The sequence below is a fragment of the Caballeronia insecticola genome, assembly GCF_000402035.1.
Taxonomy (GTDB): domain Bacteria; phylum Pseudomonadota; class Gammaproteobacteria; order Burkholderiales; family Burkholderiaceae; genus Caballeronia; species Caballeronia insecticola.
Map to the genome: position 1 here is coordinate 2,314,131 of NC_021287.1, position 25,751 is coordinate 2,339,881.

21 protein-coding genes are annotated in these 25,751 nt (G+C 64.0%); 12 read left to right on the forward strand and 9 right to left on the reverse strand.

Translation table 11 applies throughout. The features are described from left to right. Positions 1-226 precede the first annotated feature (226 nt). Positions 227-397 (reverse strand): rubredoxin, encoded by a 171-nt coding sequence (locus BRPE64_RS10645; RefSeq protein ID WP_044041514.1) that lies wholly within the window; start codon positions 395-397, stop codon positions 227-229. A 308-nt stretch (positions 398-705) separates the two neighbouring features. Here BRPE64_RS10645 and thiD point away from each other — a divergent pair, with 308 nt between their 5' ends. The 3 genes from thiD to BRPE64_RS10660 all read left to right on the forward strand — a co-directional run bounded on the left by thiD (position 706) and on the right by BRPE64_RS10660 (position 2,860). Further along, positions 706-1,581, forward strand: coding sequence for a bifunctional hydroxymethylpyrimidine kinase/phosphomethylpyrimidine kinase (thiD, locus tag BRPE64_RS10650; RefSeq protein ID WP_044042152.1), 876 nt, complete (start codon positions 706-708; stop codon positions 1,579-1,581). Between the two features lie 27 nt (positions 1,582-1,608). Beyond that, positions 1,609-2,385: a DUF72 domain-containing protein gene (locus BRPE64_RS10655; protein WP_016346116.1), complete on the forward strand. Its 777-nt coding sequence runs from the start codon at positions 1,609-1,611 to the stop codon at positions 2,383-2,385. A gap of 88 nt (positions 2,386-2,473) precedes the next feature. Beyond that, complete coding sequence (locus BRPE64_RS10660; RefSeq protein ID WP_016346117.1) at positions 2,474-2,860, forward strand: hypothetical protein; 387 nt, start codon at positions 2,474-2,476, stop codon at positions 2,858-2,860. Positions 2,861-2,994: 134 nt separating this feature from the next. On the opposite strand, the gene groL is transcribed toward BRPE64_RS10660, so the two are convergent. The 3 genes from groL to BRPE64_RS10680 form a co-directional block, all read right to left on the reverse strand. Further along, positions 2,995-4,635, reverse strand: coding sequence for a chaperonin GroEL (groL, locus tag BRPE64_RS10665; protein WP_044041516.1), 1,641 nt, complete (start codon positions 4,633-4,635; stop codon positions 2,995-2,997). 95 nt (positions 4,636-4,730) lie between these two features. Continuing rightward, positions 4,731-5,021 (reverse strand): co-chaperone GroES, encoded by a 291-nt coding sequence (locus BRPE64_RS10670; RefSeq protein WP_035500852.1) that lies wholly within the window; start codon positions 5,019-5,021, stop codon positions 4,731-4,733. A 570-nt stretch (positions 5,022-5,591) separates the two neighbouring features. Beyond that, positions 5,592-7,301 (reverse strand): serine aminopeptidase domain-containing protein, encoded by a 1,710-nt coding sequence (locus BRPE64_RS10680; RefSeq protein ID WP_016346120.1) that lies wholly within the window; start codon positions 7,299-7,301, stop codon positions 5,592-5,594. 766 nt (positions 7,302-8,067) lie between these two features. On the opposite strand from BRPE64_RS10680, the gene BRPE64_RS10685 reads away from it, so the two are divergent. Both BRPE64_RS10685 and BRPE64_RS10690 read left to right on the forward strand, forming a co-directional pair. Next, complete coding sequence (locus BRPE64_RS10685) at positions 8,068-8,421, forward strand: DUF4148 domain-containing protein (protein ID WP_016346121.1); 354 nt, start codon at positions 8,068-8,070, stop codon at positions 8,419-8,421. Between the two features lie 202 nt (positions 8,422-8,623). Then, positions 8,624-9,349 (forward strand): DUF2242 domain-containing protein, encoded by a 726-nt coding sequence (locus BRPE64_RS10690; RefSeq protein WP_044041522.1) that lies wholly within the window; start codon positions 8,624-8,626, stop codon positions 9,347-9,349. 26 nt (positions 9,350-9,375) lie between these two features. Here BRPE64_RS10690 and BRPE64_RS10695 read toward each other — a convergent pair whose 3' ends face one another. Further along, complete coding sequence (locus BRPE64_RS10695; protein WP_144063348.1) at positions 9,376-11,511, reverse strand: D-(-)-3-hydroxybutyrate oligomer hydrolase; 2,136 nt, start codon at positions 11,509-11,511, stop codon at positions 9,376-9,378. A 219-nt stretch (positions 11,512-11,730) separates the two neighbouring features. Then, entirely contained in the window at positions 11,731-12,102 is a 372-nt protein-coding gene (locus BRPE64_RS10700) for a BON domain-containing protein (RefSeq protein ID WP_044041524.1), read from the reverse strand. Positions 12,103-12,729: 627 nt separating this feature from the next. Here BRPE64_RS10700 and BRPE64_RS10705 point away from each other — a divergent pair. The 4 genes from BRPE64_RS10705 (at position 12,730) to BRPE64_RS10720 (ending at position 17,256) form a co-directional block, all read left to right on the forward strand. After that, complete coding sequence (locus BRPE64_RS10705; RefSeq protein WP_016346126.1) at positions 12,730-14,262, forward strand: TAXI family TRAP transporter solute-binding subunit; 1,533 nt, start codon at positions 12,730-12,732, stop codon at positions 14,260-14,262. A 139-nt stretch (positions 14,263-14,401) separates the two neighbouring features. After that, complete coding sequence (locus BRPE64_RS10710) at positions 14,402-15,061, forward strand: 2-hydroxychromene-2-carboxylate isomerase (protein ID WP_044041526.1); 660 nt, start codon at positions 14,402-14,404, stop codon at positions 15,059-15,061. A gap of 200 nt (positions 15,062-15,261) precedes the next feature. Further along, on the forward strand, positions 15,262-16,251 hold the full coding sequence (locus tag BRPE64_RS10715; RefSeq protein ID WP_016346129.1) for a LysR family transcriptional regulator: 990 nt from the start codon (positions 15,262-15,264) through the stop codon (positions 16,249-16,251). A gap of 84 nt (positions 16,252-16,335) precedes the next feature. Then, positions 16,336-17,256, forward strand: coding sequence for an AraC family transcriptional regulator (locus BRPE64_RS10720; protein ID WP_016346130.1), 921 nt, complete (start codon positions 16,336-16,338; stop codon positions 17,254-17,256). 35 nt (positions 17,257-17,291) lie between these two features. On the opposite strand, the gene xdhC is transcribed toward BRPE64_RS10720, so the two are convergent. Genes xdhC through xdhA form a run of 3 tightly spaced genes read right to left on the reverse strand, consistent with a single transcriptional unit; the run spans position 17,292 to position 21,709 of the window. Continuing rightward, positions 17,292-17,798, reverse strand: coding sequence for a xanthine dehydrogenase accessory protein XdhC (gene xdhC, locus BRPE64_RS10725; protein ID WP_016346131.1), 507 nt, complete (start codon positions 17,796-17,798; stop codon positions 17,292-17,294). Beyond that, positions 17,795-20,158, reverse strand: coding sequence for a xanthine dehydrogenase molybdopterin binding subunit (xdhB, locus tag BRPE64_RS10730; RefSeq protein WP_016346132.1), 2,364 nt, complete (start codon positions 20,156-20,158; stop codon positions 17,795-17,797). Before xdhB ends, xdhC begins: the two co-directional genes overlap by 4 nt. Before the next feature lie 18 nt (positions 20,159-20,176). After that, positions 20,177-21,709 (reverse strand): xanthine dehydrogenase small subunit, encoded by a 1,533-nt coding sequence (gene xdhA, locus BRPE64_RS10735; RefSeq protein WP_016346133.1) that lies wholly within the window; start codon positions 21,707-21,709, stop codon positions 20,177-20,179. Positions 21,710-22,063: 354 nt separating this feature from the next. Here xdhA and BRPE64_RS10740 point away from each other — a divergent pair, with 354 nt between their 5' ends. The 3 genes from BRPE64_RS10740 (at position 22,064) to mdtD (ending at position 25,557) form a co-directional block, all read left to right on the forward strand. Further along, positions 22,064-23,284, forward strand: a complete 1,221-nt coding sequence (locus BRPE64_RS10740; RefSeq protein WP_016346135.1) for an MFS transporter — start codon at positions 22,064-22,066, stop codon at positions 23,282-23,284. 85 nt (positions 23,285-23,369) lie between these two features. Further along, positions 23,370-24,116: a GntR family transcriptional regulator gene (locus BRPE64_RS10745; RefSeq protein WP_016346136.1), complete on the forward strand. Its 747-nt coding sequence runs from the start codon at positions 23,370-23,372 to the stop codon at positions 24,114-24,116. Positions 24,117-24,123: 7 nt separating this feature from the next. After that, the gene (gene mdtD / locus BRPE64_RS10750; protein ID WP_016346137.1) at positions 24,124-25,557 is read left to right on the forward strand and encodes a multidrug transporter subunit MdtD; all 1,434 of its coding nucleotides are present in this window, start codon (positions 24,124-24,126) and stop codon (positions 25,555-25,557) included. The last annotated feature ends 194 nt before the right edge of the window (positions 25,558-25,751 follow it).

Here is a 25,751-nt window from a genome sequence, read left to right on the forward strand (position 1 = left end):
ATGCCTCAAGCGTATGCGTAGAACGGCCGGCGCGGAAATCGAATCTGCCGGCTACGATGCCGGCCATGCCGCAACACGCAACAATCCAGCCGCACGCTGCACAACAAAACAATCCAAAACAATCCAGAACGATCGAGCGTGCAGGCCGCACCGCATGCGTCCGATGCTGCCCGCAAAAAACGCGCGCCGCATGACGCGAGTCATGCGGCGCGGAGGTGCGTGAGAATCAGATCTGAACCATCTCGAAGTCTTCCTTGCGGGCACCGCATTCGGGACAGGTCCAATTAATCGGGACGTCCTCCCAGCGCGTGCCCGGCGCGATGCCTTCTTCGGGCAATCCCGCCTCTTCGTCGTAGATCCAGCCGCAGATCAGACACATCCAGCTTCTATGTTCCATACTTATGCCGCATCAATTGATCGGTTGAAATTAGGACAAGATGGTACCGTGTTGCCGTGTCGATGCCTAGCAAGCTGCCCGTCCGGCGCTTCCTTCGCGTCATCGGGTTGCCATCCGTCATGCGGCGACCGGTCTGCGAAGGCTAGCGCGCCGGAAAAAAGTGCGCAAAGAGAACAGTCGGACGGCATTAGGCCGCATAATCGGACCGAGACCCGAGCGGGCGTCCGCACTCGCGCTCACGCGCGGACGCGTCCGCTTCGAGCCGATCGTTCAACAAGCAATCCAATACCAAAATGTCCGCTTTTGCCATGACCGGCGACTCCCCACCGATCGTACTCACCTTCGGCCTCTCCGACCCCACCGGCGGCTCGGGCCTGCAAGCCGACCTGCTGACGCTCGCCAGCATGGGCTGTCACGGCGTGACCGTGCTCACCGGCTACGCAGTGCGCGACTCCGCCACATGCGACGAAGTCACCGGCCTCGACCCGGACACCGTCGCGACCCAGGCGCGCATGTTGCTAGAAGATATGCCGATCGCCGCCTTCAAGATCGGCGCGGCGACCCGGGCCGAAGTGGTGTCGGCGATCGCGGAAGTGGTCTCCGATTACGACGACGTCCCGCTGATTCTCGCGCCCGACTTCACGCTCGACGACGAACACGTCCTCGCCGCCGACGAACTGCGCGAATCGCTCGCCGATCTGCTCGTGCCGCAAACCACCATGCTGATTGCCGATCACGCCACGCTTCTGCAACTCGCGCAGCCGGACAGCGATGCCGAATCGCCCACGCTCGATACGGCGATTTCCCACATCCTGGCGCAGGGCTGCGAATACGTGCTCGCGATGGAAACGGGCACGCACCGTCACGTGATCACGCTGTTCAGCGAGGAAGGTCAGGTGCGGCAGGATACCTGGGATCGCGCGGTGCATCGCATCATGGGTTTGACGGATACGCTGGGCTCGGCCATCGCCGCTTTGCTCGCGAACGGTCAGGAACCCGCCGAAGCCGCGCGCGAGGCGCAGGAGTACGTGTTCCAGGCCGCGCGTGCGGCGTTTCGTCCCGGCATGGGCGCGTATCTGCCGGACCGCTTCTTCTGGGCGCGTTCGAACGATGCCGAAGAAGACGGCGAAACCTCCTCGGTTCCCGAGGATCCGACAGGGCTGCCCGGAGAAGCGCGGCACTGAATCAGACAAGGGAGGCTTAGCGAGCGCATGCCGTATCGACTGCCCCATCTGCACAAGCCCGGCCCGCAAGGCGCGATCCGCATCGGCTGCGCCGGCTGGGGTTTGTCGAGCGCCGTCGCCACGAGTTTTCCCGGCGAAGGCACACACCTCGAACGCTATTCCCACGTGCTGACCTGCGTCGAGATCAATTCCAGCTTCTACAAGCCGCATCGCGAGCAGACGTACGCGAACTGGGCCGAGAGCGTGCCCGAGTCGTTCCGCTTTTCGGTCAAGCTGCCGAAGGCGATCACGCACGACGCGCGTCTCGTCGACACCGAAACCCTGCTCGACGAATTCCTTCACGCCGCGGGCCAGCTCGGCGACAAACTCGGCTGCTGGCTCGTGCAACTGCCGCCGAGCCTTGCGTTCGATCACGACGTCGCGGAAAGCTTCTTCAAGGCGCTGCGTGCGCGCACGACGTTGCCAATCGCCTGCGAGGCGCGCGAGCACGGCTGGTTCTCGACGCACGCGGCGGCGCTCCTGAAGGCGCATCACATCGCCTACGTGGACGCAGACCCGATTCCCGACGATTGCGAGATCCGGCATCGCGCGGATACGTCGCTCGTGTATGTGCGGCTGCACGGCACGCCCGAGCTCTACCAGTCTTCCTACGACTACACCTATCTCGACGATCTCGCCCGCACGCTCCACACGCGCGCGAAGAAAACGGCCGAGGTCTGGTGCATCTTCGACAACACGGCCGAAGGTCACGCGCAGCCCAACGCGCTGCATCTGATGGAGCGGCTGCGGACTCATCACAAGTAACGTCTTTTTTGCTTCCCGAGGAGAACCCCCGATGCGCAAGCCGGCAAGACGAATCGCACGCCTCACTCACGCTCTGTTGTTCGCTTCGATGTTCGCCTCGGCGCTGATTTTCACGGCACCGGCTTTCGCCCAGACTGCTTCTCCGCCGCCCGGCGCCACGCCCGCCGGCGACGGCACGTTTCTGCTGACCATCTTCCTCAAGCACGATGAATCGAAGACGCTTCCGCAGATCAACCAGCAACTGAAGGAGCAAGGCTACTTCAAGCAGTTTCCGCCGCCGGGTGTCGAAGTGGTGTCGTGGTACGTGATGATGGGCATCGGCCAGGTGGTGACGCTGCGCGTACCCGCCGACCGCCTGCGCGAAGTGAATCGTGCAATCGAGAGCACCGCCTGGGGCGGCTATCGCACGGAGTTTTATCCGACGTACGACTACAAGGCCGCCGCGCAGAAGTTGCGCGAGGAGATGAACAAGTAGCTTTCGTATAGACGGTATAGACGAAAAAAATCCCGCATCGCTGCGGGATTTTTCTGCACCGCGCGGGTTTCGCTTCCTGAGAAACGAAACCCGCGCCGGCTGCGGAATGAAACGTGTAACCGGCGTGAGCCGAATTACATGTCCATGCCCATGCCGCCCATGCCGCCGGGCATGCCGCCAGGCATCGGCGAATCTTCCTTCGGCAGTTCTGCGACGGCTGCGTCGGTCGTCAGCAGCAGGCCTGCCACCGATGCCGCGTTTTGCAGCGCGGTGCGCGTGACCTTCGTCGGGTCCACGACGCCGGCTTCAACCAGGTCACCGTACTCGCCGGTAGCCGCGTTGTAGCCGTAGTTGCCTTGACCAGCCGCAACAGCTGCCACCACGACGGAAGCTTCTTCGCCGCCGTTCGTGACGATCTGGCGCAGCGGCTCTTCCATCGCACGCAGGACGATGCGGATGCCCGCGTCCTGGTCCGAGTTCAGGCCCTTCACGCCTTCGACAGCCTTGCGAGCGCGGATCAGCGCGACGCCGCCGCCAGCCACGATGCCTTCTTCCACAGCTGCGCGCGTTGCGTGCAGTGCGTCTTCGACACGTGCCTTCTTTTCCTTCATTTCGACTTCGGTCGCAGCGCCGACCTTGATCACTGCCACGCCGCCGGCCAGCTTGGCCACGCGCTCTTGCAGCTTTTCACGGTCGTAATCCGACGTTGCTTCTTCGATCTGCTTGCGCACTTGCTTCACGCGCGCTTCGATGTTCGTGGCTTCGCCAGCGCCGTCGATGATCGTCGTGTTTTCCTTGCCCACTTCGATACGCTTCGCCTGGCCCAGTTCAGCCAGCGTTGCCTTTTCGAGCGTCAGGCCGGTTTCTTCCGCGATCACTTGACCGCCGGTCAGGATAGCGATGTCTTCCAGCATGGCCTTGCGACGATCGCCGAAGCCCGGAGCCTTGACAGCAACCGTCTTCAGAATGCCGCGGATGTTGTTGACGACCAGCGTTGCGAGCGCTTCGCCTTCGACGTCTTCAGCGATGATCAGCAGCGGACGGCCAGCCTTGGCGACTTGTTCCAGTACCGGAAGAAGGTCACGGATGTTGGAAACCTTCTTGTCGTGCAGCAGCACGAACGGGCTTTCCAGCACGGCGACTTGCTTGTCCGGATTGTTGATGAAGTACGGCGACAGGTAGCCACGGTCGAACTGCATGCCTTCCACGACATCGAGTTCGTCTTGCAGCGACTTGCCGTCTTCAACGGTGATCACGCCTTCCTTGCCGACCTTGTCCATGGCTTCAGCGATACGCTCGCCGATGGACGTGTCGCTGTTTGCCGAGATCGAGCCGACTTGAGCGATTTCCTTGTTGGTCGTGCAGGGCTTGCTGATCTTGCGCAGTTCTTCGATTGCGGCAGCCACTGCCTTGTCGATACCGCGCTTCAGGTCCATCGGGTTCATGCCCGATGCGACGTACTTCATGCCTTCGCGAACGATGGATTGCGCCAGGACCGTAGCGGTCGTGGTGCCGTCACCGGCGTTGTCGCTGGTCTTGGAAGCCACTTCCTTGACCATTTGCGCGCCCATGTTCTGGAGCTTGTCCTTCAGTTCGATTTCCTTCGCGACCGAGACACCGTCCTTGGTGACCGTCGGGCCGCCGAAGCTGCGCTCGAGAACGACGTTACGGCCCTTCGGGCCCAGCGTGACCTTGACCGCGTTGGCCAGGATGTTCACGCCTTCGACCATCTTGGCGCGTGCGGAATCGCCAAAAGTAACTTCTTTAGCTGCCATATCCAGACTCCTTGATTCGATTCGGTTTGCTGGCTTCGTCGCGGCGCTTCAACAAGCAGCCTCTCGGGACGAAGCCGGACGTGCAGGAAGGATGCTTACTTGACCAGAACGGCCATGATGTCTTCTTCGCGCATGACGAGCAGTTCTTGCCCGTCGACCTTGACGGTCTGGCCGGCGTACTTGCCGAAGAGCACGCGGTCGCCCACCTTCACGTCGAGGGCGTTCTGCACGCCCTTGTCATCGCGCTTGCCCGGGCCGATGGCCAGGACTTCGCCTTGATCCGGCTTTTCTGCCGCAGCTTCGGGAATCACGATGCCCGACGCGGTCTTGGTTTCCTGGTCCAGACGCTTGACGATGACGCGATCGTGCAAAGGACGAAGGTTCATACACACTCCTCTCTTGATTGAGACTGAAAACGCGGGGGAAACCCGCCCTCCGAGCAAAAACTCGTCGGACGGCAAACTTGTTAGCACTCTCGTGCAGCGAGTGCTAATTATATGGACGGGATTTGACAATTTCAAGGAGGCCGGCGAGATTCAGGCGACCTGGGTGCGGAGATTCAGTCAGCGTTCAATTGATTCACTCGGGCCAGCGCGCTTGCACGCGCTTCGAAGCGCGTGGCGCCAATTCCTGTCGATGAATCAAGCAGTTGCTGCGAAAGCGACCGACTTTCCCTGCGGATGGATCCGTACGACCGCGTTTCAGGACGTGAGGTTCCTTTCGGAATAAATTTCGCCAACCGTGATTGACTAGGGTAAACACTGGCAAATAGTTCGTTGATCGGCGAAAGTCGCGCCCCTGACAGAAGGAGGCCGTGTCATGTGTGACTAACAGCGCCAGCAGTCACGCGCGCTACGCCGATATAGTTTGTATATCTAATTAACTCAATAGGAAAAAAACCGCAAACAATTGCAATTCTAAAATCGGTAATCGGATTGCATACCGCAGAAAGCGGCTCAACACTTTTGCGATGTATCCTGAGCCGCCATCAAGTCGGCGACCGAGGCACTTGCGGGCTGCAATTGTCGAATAAACCGCTCGCAAAGCGCAATCACCTTATCCAGCGCGCGCGGATCGTACAGCGCATGATCGAGATCCTCGCAAATCTCGGCTGTCATTCCCTTCAGACGCGAAAGCTTCTTTCCATGCCGGCCAAAATGCGCGTTGAGCTGATCGAGTCCGTCGTCGCCTCCGCCGTACAAAAGCATCGCATGCACGCCTTTGCCCTCGAGCGTCTGAACGACAGCGTGCGGATGCGTGATCGGCTTGTCCCCGATGACAGCCGTCTTTCTGCCGCGCACCCCGATGATCTGCGAATACAGGCGCGCAGCCGCATTCGATGCGAACGCCCTGACGATCGGTTTGAACCCGCGCTTGCCGCTGAGCACGAGCCACCACTTCGTCGGCTTCAGGATGGCGGGGCCGAGACGCGCCATCGTGTTGGAACCGCGATTTCTGAGTTCCTGCAGCGTCATCCATTCGGGAATATAGAAGCGCTGAAGATTGACGGCGATGACACCCGCAATCGCCGGTTCCCGAAGCGCCGCCCGCAGCACATTGTGCGCACCCGAGCAAATGCCGAATGCGACGATCGATTCATAACCCTTGCGCTTGAGCCACGCAGCCGCGCTCGCAATGTCGTCGATCGTCGTCTGCGCGTGCAGCGACGCCGTCATGTCCGGCGTGCCATCGGGCGAGCGCGCGGGACTGTCGCCGATACCGCGCGCATCCATACGCAACGACGCAATGCCGCGCTGCGCCAGCTCACGCGCGATACGCACGGACTGACGACTTTCGCCGTGATGTGCGCTGGCCGCCATATTCGCGATGACGACGATCGGACCGCCCATGAGCCCATCGCGCGGCTCGCACAAAATACCGAAGAGGCCGGCGGCGCCGAACACCACCGGACGCTCGATGGCTTCCGGTGTTTCGATGATCGCATCGTCGCGCATGCGTAGCCGCGCGGGCATGCTCGTCCGGCGTCGCGCGGACTCGCCGAATGCGCTTTCGCTCGCGCCCTTCGCTATCCACTGCGCGGTCCGCTTGAGCGTCTTTTCCGGCAAGGTGGATGACGCCGTTTCCTGCATGAATTCCAGGTAGTCGTCGAAGGCATCCGTCTTGACCTTGACGCCTCGTTCCCGCAACGCGACGCACAGGGAATTGATCGCGCGAGCCGATGTATCCGCCACGAAGACGCGCTTGGGCAAGACCGGCTGAACGCTCATGGCCGAATTGATATCGACTTCGCCCAAGCGATCGAGAAACGCCTTGCTATACACCTGCCCGAGCACATGAAAAGGCGCGTCGATTTGCCCGGGTCTCACGGCGACGGGAAGATTGTCGAGCCACGCGCTGCGCAATGCCGTCAGTTCGCGCCGATAGCGGCGTCCATCCAGAATCGGCGCGAGCAATGCGAGCGAATCGACCAGCGGATGTTGCGAGGCAAGCGCCGCCAACGTCGCACCGAAACGCATGCCGCACAACGTGATATTCGTGACGCCCGTTTCTTCCTGAAGCCGCTCGATAGCCGCGCCGATGTCCGCGATGAAGTCGTCGAGCCGATCGCCATCGTGGTCGGTGCCCGAAGAATCGCCGGTGGCAAGATAGTCGAAGCGCAAGGCCGGAACATCGCGGCGCGAAAGTTCGTCGGCCAGGAATCGCATGGATTTATGCGCCCATGTCTCTTCGTGTCCGAAAGGGTTGCATAGGACGACGCCGCGCTTGCCGCGCTCGCCATGAAGCCACCCAAAACGCCCTCCGAATACGATCGGCGTCATGAGTCGAGCCTCCCCGATTTACCGACAAACGCGAGCGCATTACGGTAAATATCGGTTCTTGCAGTGTCTCTTCCTCCTGGACGTCCGGAGGTATCTAATATTTCGCGCATTATCTTTAAGATTTAATTGCACGTGCCGCGCGATTAAACAATCTTTCGAATCTCCCCTTCGGTGCGGTATCGAACATAGCGCGTCCGCCTCGCGCTTAGGGCACGTGGCTAAAGGATCTTAGGGATACGGTTGAGTGTCGCTAAGAAATCCGGCCTTAAGAATTGATGAATTTCTTAGCCGAATTTGCAAGCATTTTTTAAGCTTAGTAATTGCCGGCTTGCTAAAGAATGAGATTAAATCCTTAAGATCGCTTCGCACTCTTATCTAAATGAGAAACGTCTCGTTTCAATGTGCAGGGCTAATTCGGTCAAACATTCCTTGGCCGTCATCATCGGGCGATGTTCGGTCCCCGCGCGCCTGGCCGCATCCGACGAACGTCGCAGATCGCCTTCCGCGATTAATGTCGATCGGAGAATACTGATTTGGCGATATCAGGGTTTTTACTAGGTCATCCGAAGCCTAGACTGCATCTCAACGACGAAGCACTGGCGAGACTCCTCACCAAAGGCAACGTCCCTTACATCAGTATTCGGAGGTCATCATGTTCAAGTCCATCGTTCCTGCTATCGCTATCGCAGCCGTTCTCGCCGTTCCGGGTTTTGCGCAAGCGCGTGAAGACGGTCCCGTCACCCGTGCGCAAGTGCGCGCCGATCTGGTTCAACTCGAACGCGCCGGCTACAAGCCCACCGCCGACCAAGCCACCTATCCCGTCGACATCCAGGCAGCCGAAGCACGCGTCCACGCGCAGCAAGGCGTCGCGGAATCGTCGTTCGGTGGCGCGAGTGAAGGCGCTTCGGCGGCCGGCCAAGCCGCATCGTCGGGCCGTTTGGGCTTTTTGAACCGCATCGTTCGCCCGGCAGCGGACGCGAATCCGGTCGACTTCAATCGTCCGTAATGGTTTCGTAATCAGCGTTTCAGCCCGGCCTCGCGCCGGGCTTTTAGCTTTTTTGCGCGATGAATCGACGCACCGGACGTCGTTCATAAAACTGTAAACCACGGATTCGACGATGTTTTTCAGACTGTGCTTTTTCATAGGCCAGCCTGACGGCACTACAATTTGTGTCTGCCGTTGTCACATATATCGGATCCGCTGCCTCATGCCCATGCCGTCGTTGCGCCTAGTCATCATTTCCCTCGGATTGCTCGCTCTCACTGCCTGCGGTGGCCGCGCCGCCACCACACCCAGCTACCAGCAGGAACTCTTCGAAACCGGCGCGAGCCCGTTTGCGCGCAACTACGACGCCACCGTCAACGAAACCTGCGAGGCCGCCCGCCGCGCGCTGCTGTCGCAAGGTTTTCTCACGACGATGAGCCAGCCCGACACCGTCGACGCGACCAAGAACTTCCAGCCGGGCGCCGAGACGCACGTCGTCGTGTCGTTTCATGTGGTCTGCACGCCGGGCGAGAACGCGACGAATCAGAGCATCGCCTACGTCAATGCCGTGCAGGACGGCTACGCGCTCAAGAAAAGCGATACGTCGGCGAGTGTCGGGCTCTCGGTGCTCGGCTCGTTGTCGCTGCCGATTCGCTCGAACAGCGACGCCATGGTCAAGATTTCGAGCGAAACCGTGCCCGCCGGCAAGTTCTACGACCGCTTTTTCAACTTGATGAGCCACTATCTGAATACGGTGCCGCGCAGCGCGCCCGTCGTGGCCGACGAGGTGAAGAGCAAGCCGCTCGTGCCATCGCTCATCGTGAATTCGCCGGAACTCACGCCGACGCCGATCGTCGTTCAGTCGCCCGCCGCCGCGACGGCAATTCCCGCGTCCGCATCGGATGCGGCGGCAGCGGCATCGACGCCGCACGCCACCGCCACGCAGTAAGACCCGCCCGTCAGTTCGTCAGTTCGTCAGTTCGGCACGTTCACGGCGCCGCCCGCCACCGAAATCGCATTCGCGCCGGGGTCGGCGGCGATCGGCGGCAGATTCGCCGTCGAAAGCGCAGGCGCGGAACCCGCCGCGCCGCCGCGCGCCACCGTCCGCACGACCTGCGACGGCGGCAGCGGCGCGTTGTTCTTCAGATGGTTCCACATCAGGTTGAGCGCCTGAATGTTGTAGTAGTGGACCGGAATGAAGCGCGTGTCGAACCCGGCCACGCTCAGGAACGCGTCGAAGTGCTGTCCGTTCGTGATCTCGTAGAGCGAGAGCTGGCTCTTGTTCCCCTCCGCCACCCGGTTCGCGCCGAGATACGGACGCGATGTGTGATTGATCGGCACGAGCGCATCGGCGCGGCCCTGCACGATGATCGCGGGCTTGCCGCGCAGGTTCGCATTCACGCGGATCGCGTTCACGTTGCTGACCATCGTCGGGTTGCCGTTCGTCCACAGGCCGCGCAGGCAGGCCGCGCCCGCGTAGCTCGCGTCCGGCGTAGCCAACCGATGATCCGCCGCGCCACCCGCGCCGTTGCTGTAGACGAGGTTGATGCCGTTGGTCGGCGGCACGCCGTTGCCGTTGCCGAAGAGGGTGAGCATCGGCGAGACGATGGGCGCCACGCCCGCCGCGCCCGCCGCGCTGGTCGTGCCGAAGCTGAAGTTGCACAGGTTGTCGAGCACGCTCGCCTGCATGTAGGCATCGACGTAGGTGACGGCCACCGCCGGCACCGCCTGCGAATCCCACATCGGCGCGTGCAGCGTGTCGGAGTCGCTCTCGTAGCCCGCCTGATGCAACTGGTTGAGCGCATCGTTGGCCTGCGCGACCGTGTTGCCGCCCGAAATCAGCCCGTTGGTGGCAAGCGTCGCACAGCGCGCCGTGCGGATCGCGTTCGTCGTGGCGAGCGGCAGCGCGGTCAGATAAGGCGCGCCAGCCGCCGCGGGCGCGAGCGCGGCGCATGGCTGCAACAGGTTGGCGAGCGTCGTGTAATCCGCGAGCGGCCGCCCGAACGCGCCGACCGGCACGCCGCCCTGCCGCACCGACACTTGCGACGGCAAATTCAGATTGATCTGCGGCTCGCCGACGACCACCGCCGTGATCCAGCCGTCCGTGTCCTGCTCCGCGGCCGCCAGCGACGCGCCGCCGCCATTGCTGACCGATGCCGCTATCGTCGTGATGCTGCCCTTGCCGTAGCGCACCTGATGCGACGAGCCGCTGACCGCGCCGAACATGTCGTTGAGCGCCCAGTACGCGAACTGGATCGCCTGCAAGGTGTTCTTGCCCCAGTCCTTCTCGGGATTTTGCTGCGAATGCGCATGCTTGAAGGCGTAGCGATTGGGGAACGCCGAGTTGAACGACGACAACGCCGACGCACTCACGTTCGCCTTGAAGATGGCCTTGGTCCCGGCGAGGCTGGCGTTGGCGAGCGTGCCGTCGATCAGCGTGACGAGATTCGTCGCCAGTTCGTGGCCGCCGTTTCCGCTGCCTTTATCGGTGTAGGCGACCGCGCAGCCGCGCTTGAGGCCCCACTCGCCCGCTGCCGAGATCGCGCCGTAGACGCCGCGCGATCCCGACGACGTCGCCGTCACGATGCACGGCTGGTCCGGATTGAAGCTGGCCGGAATCTGCACGAGCAGGCTGACGTTTTGCGTGCCGCTGCCGTCGTCGGCGTAGGCGATGTATTCCTTGCCGGCGATCTTGCCTTCGCCGAGCGTGTCGTTGCCGTTCAGGTCGATGTTCGGCCCCCAGAAGCGGCCGTAGCCGCCGCTCGCCGACATATCGACGAGCGCGCGGTAGTTCGAATAGATGGCGAGGCGCCGCAACTCGGCGGCCGTGGGCGCGGCCGGATTCGCGATAGATGGCGAAGTCGCCGATGCGAGGCCGGTCTTGCCGAGACCCGCCGTCAGCAGATCGTCGGAGACGCCGTCGTATGTCTGCGTGTTGACCGCGCCGGAAACGAAGTTCGGCAGCGTGTTGGTCGGCGGGCTGCCGCCGTTGTCGTCGTCATCGCCGCCATGACAGGCCGCCAGCGTGAGCGCGGCGAGCGCCGCGAGCACCCCGAGCGCCGTCGTTCGCGGCACGTTCTGCAATCTTTGGAATCGCGCGAATCTTTTCATTTTCTGTCTCCGCCATCCATCCCGATCGATCGGGTTGATTGATGCTATCTGAACGCACGCGCCGCGCGCCGCCTGAAACGCAAACGGGCTTCGGCGCAAACGCCGAAGCCCGTTCAGAGTACGTTGAAAAACGTCCGAGCGGCAAGCCGATGCCCGCCGCCCGACGTCATGCGCGTGCTGCCGCGCGTGCTGCCATCTGACTCACGTCGTCAGCGTGGATCAGCCTCCGCCGCCCTGCACGCCCAGCGTGATCTTGTTGCTCACCGATTTCACGCCCGGCACGCCCTTGGCCACTTCCTCGGCCTGAGCGATCTGGCCGCCTTCCGGCACCGTGCCGGTCAGCGTCACCGCGCCGCTGCGCGCGCGCACGAAGACGTTCGACACGTCGAAGCCTTGCGCCTTCGACAGTGCGCGGCGCACGTCGTAGCCGAGCTTGCGGTCGGTCTTCTTGGTCGCGGATTTCTGCGCCTTGGCCGCCGCTGCGGAATCGGTGCTCGTGGCGGCCGCGTCGCTCGACTGGGCATAGGCGCTCGAGGCCACGGCCACGCACACCACGACGCCCAGCGCTTTCAACAGATCCACTGCTTTCATGATTTCTCCTTTTGTTTCGCTTGTTGACTTCGCACAGTTTGCTACTTCGCTCGTTTTGCACTTCTGACCCGGGCCGCATTTCAGACGGCTGGCCACGGCATCGAGCGTTGGCCGTGGTCACACGCTCCGACGCTTACCGGCGACCCGCCCGAAGGCATGGCGGCGGCAAGCCGGCGGATGCGGCTCACGGTGCTGCGAGAGGCTGGCGAAACGAAACAAACAGCGGCCGGTTGGTCGGGCGGGATGCCCGTCGGCTCGAATATGTCCTCCCGCACGGCGCGTGATGCTGCGCGCCCTTTCGTCACGCGTTTAGCGTGGCGCGCGGCTCGCGTGCCCACATTGCGGGCTGCGGCGCGCAAGGGTCCTGTCGTGCGGCGGCGAACGTCAATTTAGCCCAGCGCGGCCATTAGCGCAAAGCATTTAACGACGCGCCCGCCCGCGAAGCCGCGCGCACGCAACAGCCGGGGTGGCCGCTACACGTGGCTGTCACACTCGGCGGCGATCCGAAGGCCGATCGAACTCATGTACCATCGACGCCATGCCGCCCGCCCGGACGCGCTCCTGCAGGCGTTCGCACACCGCGACCGGGTAAGCTCGCGCGCCTTACGTTTCAAGACTACACACCAGATGACCCAGCCTTCAGGACCCAATCCCGGACCTAATCCCGGACCCAACTCCGGACCCAATCCGGGACCTAAGCCGGAACAGAGCCCCGACCCGGAAATCCGCTCGCGCCGCAAGCCGCAGCAGAAGATCGTCGCGCGTTTCGTCGCGATTTCCTGGCGCGATCTGGCGCTCACCGTCGGTCCGATCCTGCTTGTCTGCGCCGCCGCGCTCTACCTCGCCGTGCGGCTGATCCAGCCCGCGCCGCCGAACACGCTGACGATCGCCGCCGGCCCCAAAGGCAGTTCGTTCTGGACGAACGCGCAAAAATACAAGGCGATTCTCGCGCGCAACCGCATCACGCTGAACGTGCTGGAAACGCAAGGCTCGCTCGACAACCTCACGCGCCTCGAAAACCCGAAATCGGACGTCGATGTCGGTTTCGTGCAAGGCGGCATGACCACGCCCGGTACGACCCACGACAACCTCGAATCGCTCGGCAGCGTGTCGTACGTGCCGCTCGCCGTGTTCTATCGTGGCGCGACGGTCGTGAACCGGCTCTCGGAACTCAAAGGCAAACGGCTCGCGATCGGCGCGGAAGGCAGCGGCTCGCGCGTGCTCGCGCTCACGCTGCTGAAGGCGAACGGCATCGAACCCGGCGGCGACACGCAACTGCTGCCGCTCGCCGGCGACGAAGCCGCGAAGGCGCTCGAAGCCGGCCAAATCGACGCCGCGTTCCTCGCCGGCGACTCCGCCCAGCCGCCGACGATGGCCAAGCTCCTGCGCACGCCGGGCATCCGCTTCATGGATTTCGCCCAAGCCGATGCCTACGCGCGCCGCTTTCCCTATCTCACCGAAATCGAACTGCCGATGGGCGCCTTCGATTTCGCCCGCAACCTGCCGCCGCGCCCGGTCCATATGATCGCGCCGACCGCCGAACTGGTCGCGCGCGACAGCCTGCATCCGGCGCTGTCGGACCTGCTGATCGAAGCCGCGCGCGAAGTGCACGCCCGCGCCAACCTGTTGCAGCGGGCCAACGAGTTCCCGGCGCCGCTCGCGCACGAATTCCGCATCAGCGACAACGCCGAACGATATTACAAATCCGGCAAGAGCTTCCTGTACCGCACGCTGCCGTTCTGGGTCGCGAGCCTCGCGGATCGTGTGCTCGTCATTCTGGTGCCGCTGATCGTGGTGCTGATTCCGGGCCTGCGGCTGGTGCCGGGGCTGTACCGGTGGCGCGTGAAATCGCGCATCTATCGCTGGTATGGCGCGCTCATTGCAATAGAGCGGGAAGCGATCAGCGGTCCGGACATCGCGCAGCGCGACGCCCTGCTCGACCGTATCGACGCGATCGAGACGGCCGTGAATCGCATGAAGATGCCGCTCTCGTTCGCCGATCAGTTCTACGTGCTGCGCGAGCACATCGGTTTCGTGCGGGAGCGGCTCGCGCATGCGCCGGCTGCAGCGGCTACGGCGGCTGCGGCGGGCCAGAACATGGCGCAAACGGTCGCATCTGCTGACGCTTTGCGGGCAGACACGGAACAAGGCAGCACGTAATATCTGAAGGACGGGCGGACGCCGCGCGAAGACGCCGCCTCCGCCGATGCACGACACGGCCGCACCGCAACTCGAACAACAGATTAAACCGGGCGCCCGCGGCGCGGGACGAGCCAGGGAAATTCAGGGAGAAGAGAACATGAGTGTCTTGCATTCGACCAGCCCCGGTCACCCGTATTTTTTCTTCGACTTCATTTCGCCGTTTTCGTATTTGCTGCTGGAACAACACGAAAAATGGCCGGACATGCCGTTCGAACTCGTGCCGGTCCAGTTGATGAAGCTGCTCGACCGCTGGGGCCAGCCGCACGCCGCGACAATCCCGTCGAAGCGCGTCTTCACGTACCGGCACGCGCTGTTCCGCGCGGAACAACTGGGCATTCCGTTCCGCATGCCGCCCGCGCATCCGTTCGATCCGAGCAAGGCGCTGCGGCTCGCCGTGTTGGCGAACGCCGAGATTGCCTGCGTGCGCGAAATCTTCCGCTACATCTGGCGCGAAGGGCGCGATCCCGCGACGCCGGAGGGTTTTCGCGGGCTGTGCGAGCACGTCGGCATTCCGGACGCCGTCGCGCGCGTGGAAGACGAGGACACCAAGGCGAAGCTGCGCGACAACAACGACCGCGCCGTCGCGATGGGCGTGTTCGGCGTGCCGACCTTCATCGTCAACGATCAGATCTTCTGGGGCGAAGACACCCTGCCGATGGTGCTGTACGTCGCGCGCTCGCCGAACTGGCTCGACGGCGCGGAAGTGAAACGCATCAGCGCCTTGCCGATCGCGCCCCGCGACGCGGATTTCGCCTGAAAAAACCGTCCGGGCGACGCGCCTATCCCATAAATAGCGCGCGCGCTATGGCGTCAAAAAGCGATACGCGGTTAACTTCGGTTCAGGCTGCGTGATATTTCGTCGACTCGGGCGCTTGAGGCGTGCGGGCGATGACGCGCGCGGCCTCCGGCGACATCGGGCAAGCGTTGTCGGCCTGACCGAACTCATCCGCTCGACTCATGAACGAATCCGCCGACTCACTCGATATCTGGCTCATCCGTGTGCTGCGCACGCTGTTGCAGGAGCGCAGCGTCACGCAGACCGCGCAACGGCTGAACCAGACGCAGCCGGCCATCAGCACCGCGCTGCGGCGCCTGCGCGAGATCCTGAACGATCCGATTCTCGTGCGCGGCAAGCAGGGCATGGTGCCGACCGAGTACGGCGAATCGCTGCTCGCGCCCGCCCAGCGCGCGCTGCGTGAAGTCGAATTCGTCGCGACGCCGCACGGCGATTTCGACGCGGCCAGTTCGCGCCGCACGTTCCGCGTGGCGGCGCCCGATTATCTGAACGATTTCTTCATGCCGACGCTCGTCGCGGCCTTCCGCGACGCGGCGCCGAACGCACGCCTCGAAATCGAGTCGCTGACGCCGACGCGCGATCACGAACGCATGCTCGACGAAGGCGAGATCGACCTGATGGTCGCCAACTGGACGAAGCCGGAGCCGCGCTTCGAACGTCAGGATCTTTTCAGCGATGTTTTCGTCTGCCTGATGCGCGCGAATCATCCGCTCGCCCGCGAGCCGATGACCATCGAACGCTACGCGCTCGCCGCGCATCTCGCGCCGACGCCGTATAGCGGCGGCAGGCGTCATCCGATCGATGTCGGGCTGGTGCGCGCGGGCATCCGGCGGCGCATCGTCGCGACGATTCCGTACTTCGGCCTCGTGCCGCAAGTGCTGCTCCAGTCCGATCTCATCTTCACCGCGCCGCGCCGCTTCGCGCAGCATTACGCGGCCATGCTGCCGCTCGCCGTGCTCGATTCGCCGGTGCCGTTTCCGCGCATCAAGTGCTATCAGCTTTCGCTGCCGCAGCCCGACCAGCCGACCGATGTCGCGTGGCTGCGCACGCTGATCTCGCAAGTGTCCGACACGCTCACGCGCAAAAAGAGCGTCGCGGAATTGTCCGGCGATGCAGCGGAGAGCACGGAAGTGGGCGAAATCGCGAAGTAACACGCGTGGCGGCGGGGTTCGAAGACATCGGACTGCCGGTAATTTCGGTAGTATCCGGAACAACGCCATCAGCCGCCTGCTCACATGGATGCCCTCGACAAACTGATCCAGCTTGCGAACCTGAACGGCGCGCTCGATCTGCGCTGTCTCTTGAGCGGACCGCTCGAACTCGATCATGACCCGGCGCCCGCGGGCGAGTCGCTGTATCACGTCGTGCTCGACGGCGCGTGCACGGTCCTGCGCCAGGGTCACGCGCCGCTCGAACTGAAGGCCGGCGATATCTTTCTTCTGCCACGCGGCGACTCCCACGTGGTGAGCATCAAGCCGCGCAAGGCGGACGCGGCGGCCACGCCCGTCGAAAAGCACTACAACGGCGCAGTGACGGTGAAAAGCAACTGCGGCGGCCAGCCGCCGGGCGTGGATATGCTATGCGGACGGTTTCTTTACGCACCGCGCGCGCTTCTGATCGACGTGCTGCCGGATGTCGTGCACGTGTCGTTTTCGCGGGCCTCGGCGCCTTATCTCGAACCGCTCGTCCAGACGATGCGGCGCGAGGCGGACGAAGCACAACTGGGTGCGCCGTCGATCGTCACGGCGCTCTCCACGGCCCTCTTCACGATGGTGTTGCGCGCGTGGCTCGCCGAGCAGCCGTCGCTCGCGGGCGTGCTCGCGCTGCTGGCGAACCGGCGGCTGGGTGCGTCGATTATCGCGATGCTGGAGCGGCCCGCCGAGCCGTGGACGCTCGAAATGCTGGCCCGCGAAGCGGCGATGTCGCGCGCCACGTTCATGCGCGCGTTCTCCGCCCATTCGGACAGCTCGCCGCTCGCGCTGCTGAGCCATGTGCGCATGCAGCTCGCGAGCACGATGCTGACGCACACGAAGAAGAGCATCGCCGATGTCGCGGCGGATGTCGGTTATCAGTCCGAGGCGGCGTTTTCGAAGCGGTTCAAGGAGCTTTACGGCGTGGCGCCGGGGAAGTTTCGGGCGGTGAACGGACTCGGCTGAGCGCAGTTGCACTCAGAGGCGCGTGGCTCTGCCGTTCAGACCGACGCAGTCCGCGCGCCGACACTCGCGCGACCCAGCCGCGCCGCCATCTCCCGCACCCGCAGCAACTGCGCCGCGACCGCCAGCGCGATCGATCCCGGCGCTTTATCGACAATACCTTCCACGCCAATCGGGCACGTGATCTCCGGCAAACGATCCGCCGCCATGCCGCGTTCCATCAGACGCCGCTCGAACTTCACGCGCTTCGTCTTCGAGCCGATCAGCCCGAAATACGCGAAGTCGTCGCGCCGCATGATGCGTTGCGTGAGCGAAAAGTCGAGCGAATGATCGTGCGTCATCACGATGAAATACGCGCCGGCGGGCGCTTCGTCGACGATTGCATCGGGCAGATCGGTCGCTTCGATCTGCACGTTGGCCGGCACTTCGTCGGGGAAGAGTTCGTCGCGCGCATCGACCCATTGCACGACGCACGGCAGCGTGCCCAGCACCTTCACGAGCGCGTGGCCGACATGACCCGCGCCGAACAGGACGACATGCATCATGAACGCGCGCTCCTCACGGCGTTGACCGCCTTCAGGATTTCCTCGGCCGTCGCGGGCGCGTTCAGAGGCGGATTCACCTTGTGATCGCCGACTGCGGAAACGGCGTCGCGGATCGCGAAGAACACCGAGAACGGCAGCAGCAGCGGCGGCTCGCCGACCGCCTTCGAGCGATGGATGCTGTCCTCCGCATTGCGGTTCTTGAAGAGATGCACGCGGAAATCGGCGGGCATGTCGTTGGTGGTCGGAATCTTGTAGGTCGACGGCGCGTGCGTCATCAGCTTGCCGTTCTGGTTCCACCAGAGTTCTTCGGTCGTGAGCCAGCCCATGCCCTGCACGAACGCGCCCTCCACCTGACCGACATCGAGCGCCGGATTCAGCGACGCGCCCACGTCATGCAACGCGTCCGCGCGCAGCACGCGCATTTCGCCGGTGAGCGTATCGATCACCACTTCCGACACCGCCGCGCCATACGAGTAGTAGAAGAACGGGCGGCCCTGCATCGTCGCCTGATCCCAGTACAGCTTGGGCGTCGCGTAGAAGCCGTCGGACCACAACTGCACGCGCGCGAGATACGCCTTCTGCACGATCTCGCCGAACGGAATGGCATCGTTGCCGACGATCACGCGGTCGTTCGCGAAGCGCACTTGCTCGGGCGTGACCGTGCCGCCGCCGAACTTCTCCGCCGCGAACTTCGCGAGGCGCTCGCGCAGTTGACGCGCGGCGTCCTGCGCGGCCTTGCCGTTGAGATCGGTGCCGGTAGAAGCCGCCGTCGCCGACGTGTTCGCGACCTTGCTCGTATCCGTCGCCGTCACGCGCACGCGCTCGAAATTCACGCCGAGTTCATGCGCGACCACTTGCGCGACCTTCGTGTTCAGCCCCTGGCCCATTTCGGTGCCGCCGTGATTCACGAGCATCGAACCATCGGTGTAGATGTGAACCAGCGCGCCCGCCTGATTGAAGTGCGTCACGTTGAACGCGATGCCGAACTTCACCGGCGTCAGCGCCAGGCCTTTCTTCAGAATCTCGTTGCTCGCGTTGAACGCGTTGACGGCTTCGCGGCGGCGGCGATATTCGCTCGTCGTTTCGAGTTCGCCGAGCAACTCGTGCAGCACGTTGTCCTCGACCGTCTGACCGTAAGGCGTCTGGTTGTTCTCGGTCTTGCCGTAGAGATTCGCGTAGCGCACGTCGAGTGAATCGCGGCCGACCGCACGCGCCACGTTATCCATGATGTACTCGATCGCGAACGCGCCTTGCGGCCCGCCGAAGCCGCGAAACGCGGTGTTCGACTGCGTGTTGGTCTTGCCGCAATAACCTTCGATCTTCACGTCCGACAGCCAGTACGCGTTGTCGAAGTGACAGACGGCGCGCGTCATCACCGGGCCCGAGAGGTCGGCGGAGAAACCGCAGCGCGAAGTCATGTCGACGGCGACGCCATCGAGCACGCCCCGATCGTCGTAGCCGACTTCGAACTCGTACACGAAGTCGTGGCGCTTGCCGGTGATCATCATGTCGTCGTCGCGGTCCGGACGCAGCTTCACCGGGCACAGCAGCTTCCACGCGGCGAGCGCGGCGCAGCACGCGAAAATGCCCGACTGCGATTCCTTGCCGCCGAAGCCGCCGCCCATGCGCCGGCATTCCACCAGCACGTTGTGCGAATGCACGTTGAGCACGTGCGCGACGAGATGCTGCATTTCCGTCGGGTGCTGCGTCGAACAGTAGACGTGCATGCCGTCGTCGTCCTTCGGCACGGCATAGGCGATCTGTCCTTCGAGATAGAACTGTTCCTGGCCGCCCAGCTTCATCGCGCCGCGTTCGTGATGCGCGGCCTTCTGCATGCGGCCCGCGGCGTCGCCGCGCGAAAGCTTGAGCGGATTGAGCACGTAGGATTCAGCCTTGCGCGCATCCTCCGGCGTGAGCACCGGCACGAGATCTTCGAACTCGATGGTCGCGCGGCGCGCGGCGAGACGCGCCGTATCGTGCGACGTCGCGACGACGATAAACATCGGCTGGCCGACGAACTGCACGATGCCCTGCGCGAGCACCGGATCGTCGTGGATGATCGGACCGCAATCGTTCACGCCGGGAATATCGTCGGCGGTGAACACAGCGACGACGCCCGGCGTCGCGCGCACCGCGTCGAAGTTCATCGAGAGAATTTTCGCGTGCGCCTTCGGGCTCGTGCCGAGTGCGGCGTGCAGCGTGCCCGCGACGATCGGAATATCGTCGGTATAGCTCGCGCGTCCGCTTACGTGCAGATGCGCCGATTCATGCGGACGCGAAACGTGGACCTGCTTGAAATCGTCGGCTTCGTTCGCGAGCGTCTGGGCGTCGGCGAGAAAGGCTTCTGCTTGCTGATTCATGGTCTTGTTCTCCCTTTCTTACTTCGCTTCGACGAGTTCGATGGCGCGCACATCCAGCTTCGATTTATCGAGCGGATCATGCGGACGCGTCTCCAGCCAGAAGCGATACAGCAGGCTCTTCGCGGTGTCGAGACGATAGTCGCTGCTCGCGCGCATGTCGCTGAGCGGCGCGTAATCATTACCCAAGGCGATCATCGCGGCCTGAACCGTGGCTTCGTGCCAGTGCGCATCGGCGAGTACGCTTTCCGCGTGCGCCGCGCGCTTGGGCGTCGCGGCCATGCCGCCGTACGCGAGGCGCGGCTCGCGGATCGTCTCGCCATCGGCGATGAACGAGAACGCGGCGTACACGGCGGAAATGTCGGAGTCGAAGCGCTTGGACAGCTTGTAGGCGCGGAACTTCAAATTCGCGCGACGTCCCGTGCGCGTCGGCACGCGGATGGCGGCGACGAATTCGTTCTCCGCCATGTCCTTCTTCTGATACGCGATGTACAAATCTTCCAGCGCCATCTCGCGCGTGCCCGCAACACTTTGCAGCACGACGCGCGCGTTCAGCGCGATGAGCCCCGGCATCGAATCGCCGATCGGCGAGCCGTTTGCCACGTTGCCGCCGAGCGTGCCCGCATTGCGGATCGGCAGCGACGCGAAACGCAGGCGCGTTTCTTCCAGCTCGGGATACGTCTTCACGAGTTCGGTATAGGCGCGCTCGACCGTCACGCCCGCGCCGATCTCGATCCATTCGTCCGTCGTCTCGACGTGCCTGAACGCTTCGATCTGCCCGACATAGACGATGTCGCCGAGATCGCGCAACTGCTTGGTCACCCACAAGCCGATGTCCGTGCTGCCCGCGAGAATGCGCACGTTCGGGTTCGCGTCCTTGATCGTGGCGAGCGCCTCCACGGTGCGCGGCGCGTCGAACTGGCGGCCGGCGTGTTCGTAGTGGAAGGTGTCGTCGCGCTGGATGCCGGCGAGCGTGTGCGCGAGCGCCGGCACGTTGACGGGCGCGAGCGGCGCGTGATCGAACATGCGCTCGGCCGCCTCGATGATCGGCCGATAGCCCGTGCAGCGGCACAGATTGCCCGTCAGCGCGTCGCTGATTTCCTGGCGCGACGGCTTCGTCTTGGCGCAGGCGGTCGCGCAGGTCGTCGCATGGCCGTGCTTTTCGTAGAGCGAGAACATCGACATCGCAAAGCCCGGCGTGCAGAAGCCGCATTGCGAGCCGTGGCAATCGACGAGCGCCTGCTGCACCGGATGCAGCGTGCCGTCCGGCTGACGCAGATCTTCGACGGTGAAGAGCGCGCGGCCGTCGAGCGTCGGCAGAAACTGGACGCACGCGTTGACCGCCTTGAACGCGACGCCGCCCGCGCCGTCCGGCTCGCCGATGACGACGGTGCACGCGCCGCAGTCGCCTTCCGCGCAGCCTTCCTTCGTGCCGGTGCAGCGCGCGTCCTCGCGCAGGTATTGCAGGACGGTGCGCGTCGTGGATGCGCCGCTCACTTCCTGAATCGCGTTGCGGTGATAGAAGCGGATCGGCTGATGGGTCGGCTGAGTCATGGGAATTCGTCTCGCGGGGCTCTGTTGCGGGTCGCTGGTTGCGCGGAATACGCAGCCGGTGGCGCGTTGGCTGTTCCTGGGCGATTCGTTCGGATTGCTCCGATCGCCTCGATGGTTCGAAAGCTATCACCACCAAAATCCGCAACCCATAGGCGGCATTGCATGTGCGACATATTCCTCCTCCGATATGTCGCCGGAACCTTATGCAGTAAGGCTTCGCGCGGCATCGCCGAGATTGCGCCGCCAACAATATCTTTCAGACGATTATTAAATGAGCACGATCGGCCGCGACGCTGCATCGCAACATATGTGAGAATCACGCCTTCGCGCAAAATTCAACCCCGCAATTTCCCTATGTCTTCCGAGCCCCGCTCCGCCGCCGCGTCGCAAAGCGATTTCGCCGTGACGCTCCGTATCTTGCCCGTCGTGCTGTACACGTTCCTCTGCTATCTGACGATCGGCGTTCCGCTCGCGGTACTGCCGGGCTTCGTGCACACGGATCTGGGCTATGGCTCGATGATGGCGGGCGCGGCGATCAGCGTTCAATATCTCGCGACGCTTTTGTCGCGGCCGCTCGCGGGCCGCACCGCCGACACGCTCGGCCCCAAGAAGACCGTGCTCTACGGTCTCGCGGCGTGCGCGTTGAGCGGCGTGCTCCTGCTCGGCTCGGCGCTCGCGGCGCAATGGCACGCGGTGAGTCTCGTGCTGCTGGTGATCGCGCGGCTCGTGCTCGGTTTCGGCGAGAGCTGGGTCGGCACCGGGTCGATCACCTGGGGCATCGGGCGCGTGGGCGTGGCGAACAATGCGAAGGTGATTTCGTGGAACGGCATCGCGACCTACGGGGCGCTCGCGATCGGCGCGCCGCTCGGCGTCGCGGTCGACCATTGGCTCGGCTTCGCGTCGCTCGGGCTGATCGTGATCGCGCTGGGCGGCTTCGGCTACTGGCTCGCGACGCGCATGGCGAGCGTGCCCGTCGTGCATGGCGAGCGCATGTCGTATCGCAGCGTGTTCTTCCGCGTGCTGCCGTACGGGCTGGGGCTCGCGCTCGGGTCGGCGGGATTCGGCTCCATCGCGACGTTCATCACGCTGTTCTACGCCGCGCACAACTGGCCGAACGCGGCGCTCTCGCTCACCGTTTTCGGCACGATGTTCATCGGCGCGCGGCTGCTGTTCGCCAACACCATCAAGACGTATGGCGGCTTTCGCGTGGCGATCGTCTCGTTCTCGTTCGAGTGCGCGGGCTTGCTGATGCTGTGGCTCGCCGCCGAACCGACCATCGCGCTGGCGGGCGCGGCGCTGACCGGCGTCGGCTTCGCGCTGGTGTTCCCGGCGCTGGGCGTGGAGGCAGTCGGGCTGGTGCCGCCCGCGAGCCGTGGCGCGGCGTTGTCGGCGTATTCGGTGTTTCTGGATTTGTCGCTCGGGCTGACCGGGCCGCTCGCGGGGTATGTCGCGGGCGAGTTCGGGTATGGCTCGGTGTTTCTGTTCGCCGCCGCGGCGGCGGCGGGTGCGGTGGCGTTGTCGGTTGCGCTTTATATGCGGGCCGGGCGCGGGGTGGGCGGGCCGGCTACGGCTTGAGTTTGAGCGCGATCGCGCCAAAGACGCGGCCTTGCGGGCCCTCGTTTGTCTTAAAATCCCCGCTTGGCCCACTTGCGTCCGCTTTATGAACTCGACCTCGGAAGACCGCTGGCGCGATCTGCGCCCGGACCCGGACAGCGACACACCGCTCTATCTGCAACTCGCCCGCAAGCTCGCCAACGCCATCCACGACAATCGCTGGAACGCCGGTGAAGCGCTGCCCTCCGAGCGCGTGCTGTCCGAGGCGCTCGGGGTGTCGCGGATCACATCGAGAAAGGCGATCGCGCTGCTCGTCGAACAAGGGCTGATTCGCCGCGAGCAAGGCGCCGGCAGCTTCATCACGCCGCGCTACGAAGATCCGCTCTCGCGGCTGTCGAGCTTCTCCGAGATGCTGCGCCGCCGCGGCTTCAAGCCGAGTTCCAAATGGCTCTCGCGCACGATCGAGCCCGCCAATCGCGACGAAGTCATCCAGCTCGGTCTCTCCCCCGCCGCCACCGTCACGCGCCTGAAGCGCCTGCGTCTCGCCGACGACATCGTGATGGCCGTCGAAAACTCCACGTTCCCCGCGTCGTGCATTCCCGATCCGCACGCTATCGGCGATTCGCTGTACAGCTATCTGGAGGCGCGCGGGCTCTCCATCGTGCGTGCGCTCCAGCATTTCCGCGCCGTCAACGCGAGCGACGAGATCGCGCAGCAAATGGGCATCGCGCCGCACGACGCGCTCTTGCTCATCACGCGCGTGGGCTACACGGCCGATCAGCGCGCGATCGAACTCACCGACACCTACTGTCGCAACGATTACTACGACTTCGTCGCCGAGCTTCGCAAGTAAGCCGAACATGACCGACACCGCCACAGCCAAGCCGTCCGACCGATCGCTCTCCATCATGCTGTGGCTCGTCGCCACCGGCTTTTTCATGCAGACGCTGGACTCGACGATCGTCAACACCGCGCTCCCCGCCATGGCCCGCAGCTTAGGCGAGGCGCCGCTGCGCATGCAGGGCGTCGTGATTGCGTACTCGCTCACGATGGCGATGATGATCCCCGTCTCCGGCTGGCTCGCCGATAAGCTCGGCACGCGGCGCGTGTTCTTGAGCGCGATCCTGGTCTTCACGATCGGCTCGCTGCTGTGCGCGAACGCGCAATCGCTGACGGCGCTCGTCGCATATCGGGTCGTGCAGGGCGTCGGCGGCGCGATGCTGCTGCCGGTCGGGCGGCTCGCCGTGCTGCGCGTGTTTCCGGCCGAGCGGTATCTGTCGGCGCTGGCGTTCGTCGCAATTCCAGGGCTCATCGGCCCGCTCATCGGTCCGACGCTCGGCGGCTGGCTCGTGCAGATCGCGTCGTGGCACTGGATCTTTCTGATCAACGTGCCGGTGGGCGTGGCGGGCTGCATCGCCACGCACTTGTACATGCCCGACAGCCGCAATCCCGCGACCGCGCGCTTCGATCTCGCGGGCTATCTGCTGCTCGCCATCGGCATGGTGGCGCTCACGATTTCGCTCGACGGCCTCGCCGATCTCGGCATGCAGCATGCCATCGTGATCGTGCTGCTCGTGCTCTCTTTCGGCTGCTTCGTCGCCTACGGCCTGCACGCGACGCGCGCCGCCCAGCCGATCTTCTCGCTCGACCTGTTCAAGATCCACACGTTCAGCGTCGGCCTGCTCGGCAATCTGTTCGCGCGCATCGGCAGCGGCGCGATGCCGTACCTGATTCCGCTACTGCTGCAGGTGAGCCTGGGCTATACGGCGTTTCAGGCCGGGATGATGATGCTGCCCGTCGCCGCCGCCGGCATGCTGTCCAAGCGCCTCGTCACGCGGCTTATCGAGCAGTTCGGCTACCGGCAGGTGCTGGTGGTGAACACGGTGCTCGTCGGCCTGATGATGGCGAGCTTTTCGCTCGCAAGCGCGCATCAGCCGCTGTGGTCGCGGCTCGTGCAACTGGCGGTTTTCGGCGCGGTCAACTCGATGCAGTTCACCGCGATGAACACGCTCACGCTGAAAGACCTGGGCACCGGCGGCGCGAGCAGCGGCAACAGTCTTTTTTCGCTCGTGCAGATGTTGTCGATGAGCCTCGGCGTGACCGTCGCGGGCGCGATTCTCTCGACCTTCACCGGCCTGCTGCCGCAGGTGACGGCATCGAATTCGCTGCCCGCATTCCACGCGACGTTCCTGTGCGTCGGCGTCATCACGGCGGCGACGGCGTGGATCTTCGGCCAGCTCGCGCCGGAAGTGCGCGCGGTGAACCGCAAGCCCGATCCGTCGGAGTCGAACTGAAGGCGCTGCGCACAGCGGAGACGCACCGTCCACGCACCGCGCCGGTGCCCGCGCGCACAGTCGCGCGGCGTGCGCTCCCGCGTGTGCAGCACGATCGTCCAATCCGCACACGAATAGCCGATCCGGGCGCGCCGATGTCCGCGCCGAGCCGCTTGTAGATTGAATTTGCACGCTTTTTGCTGGAATGGCCGGGT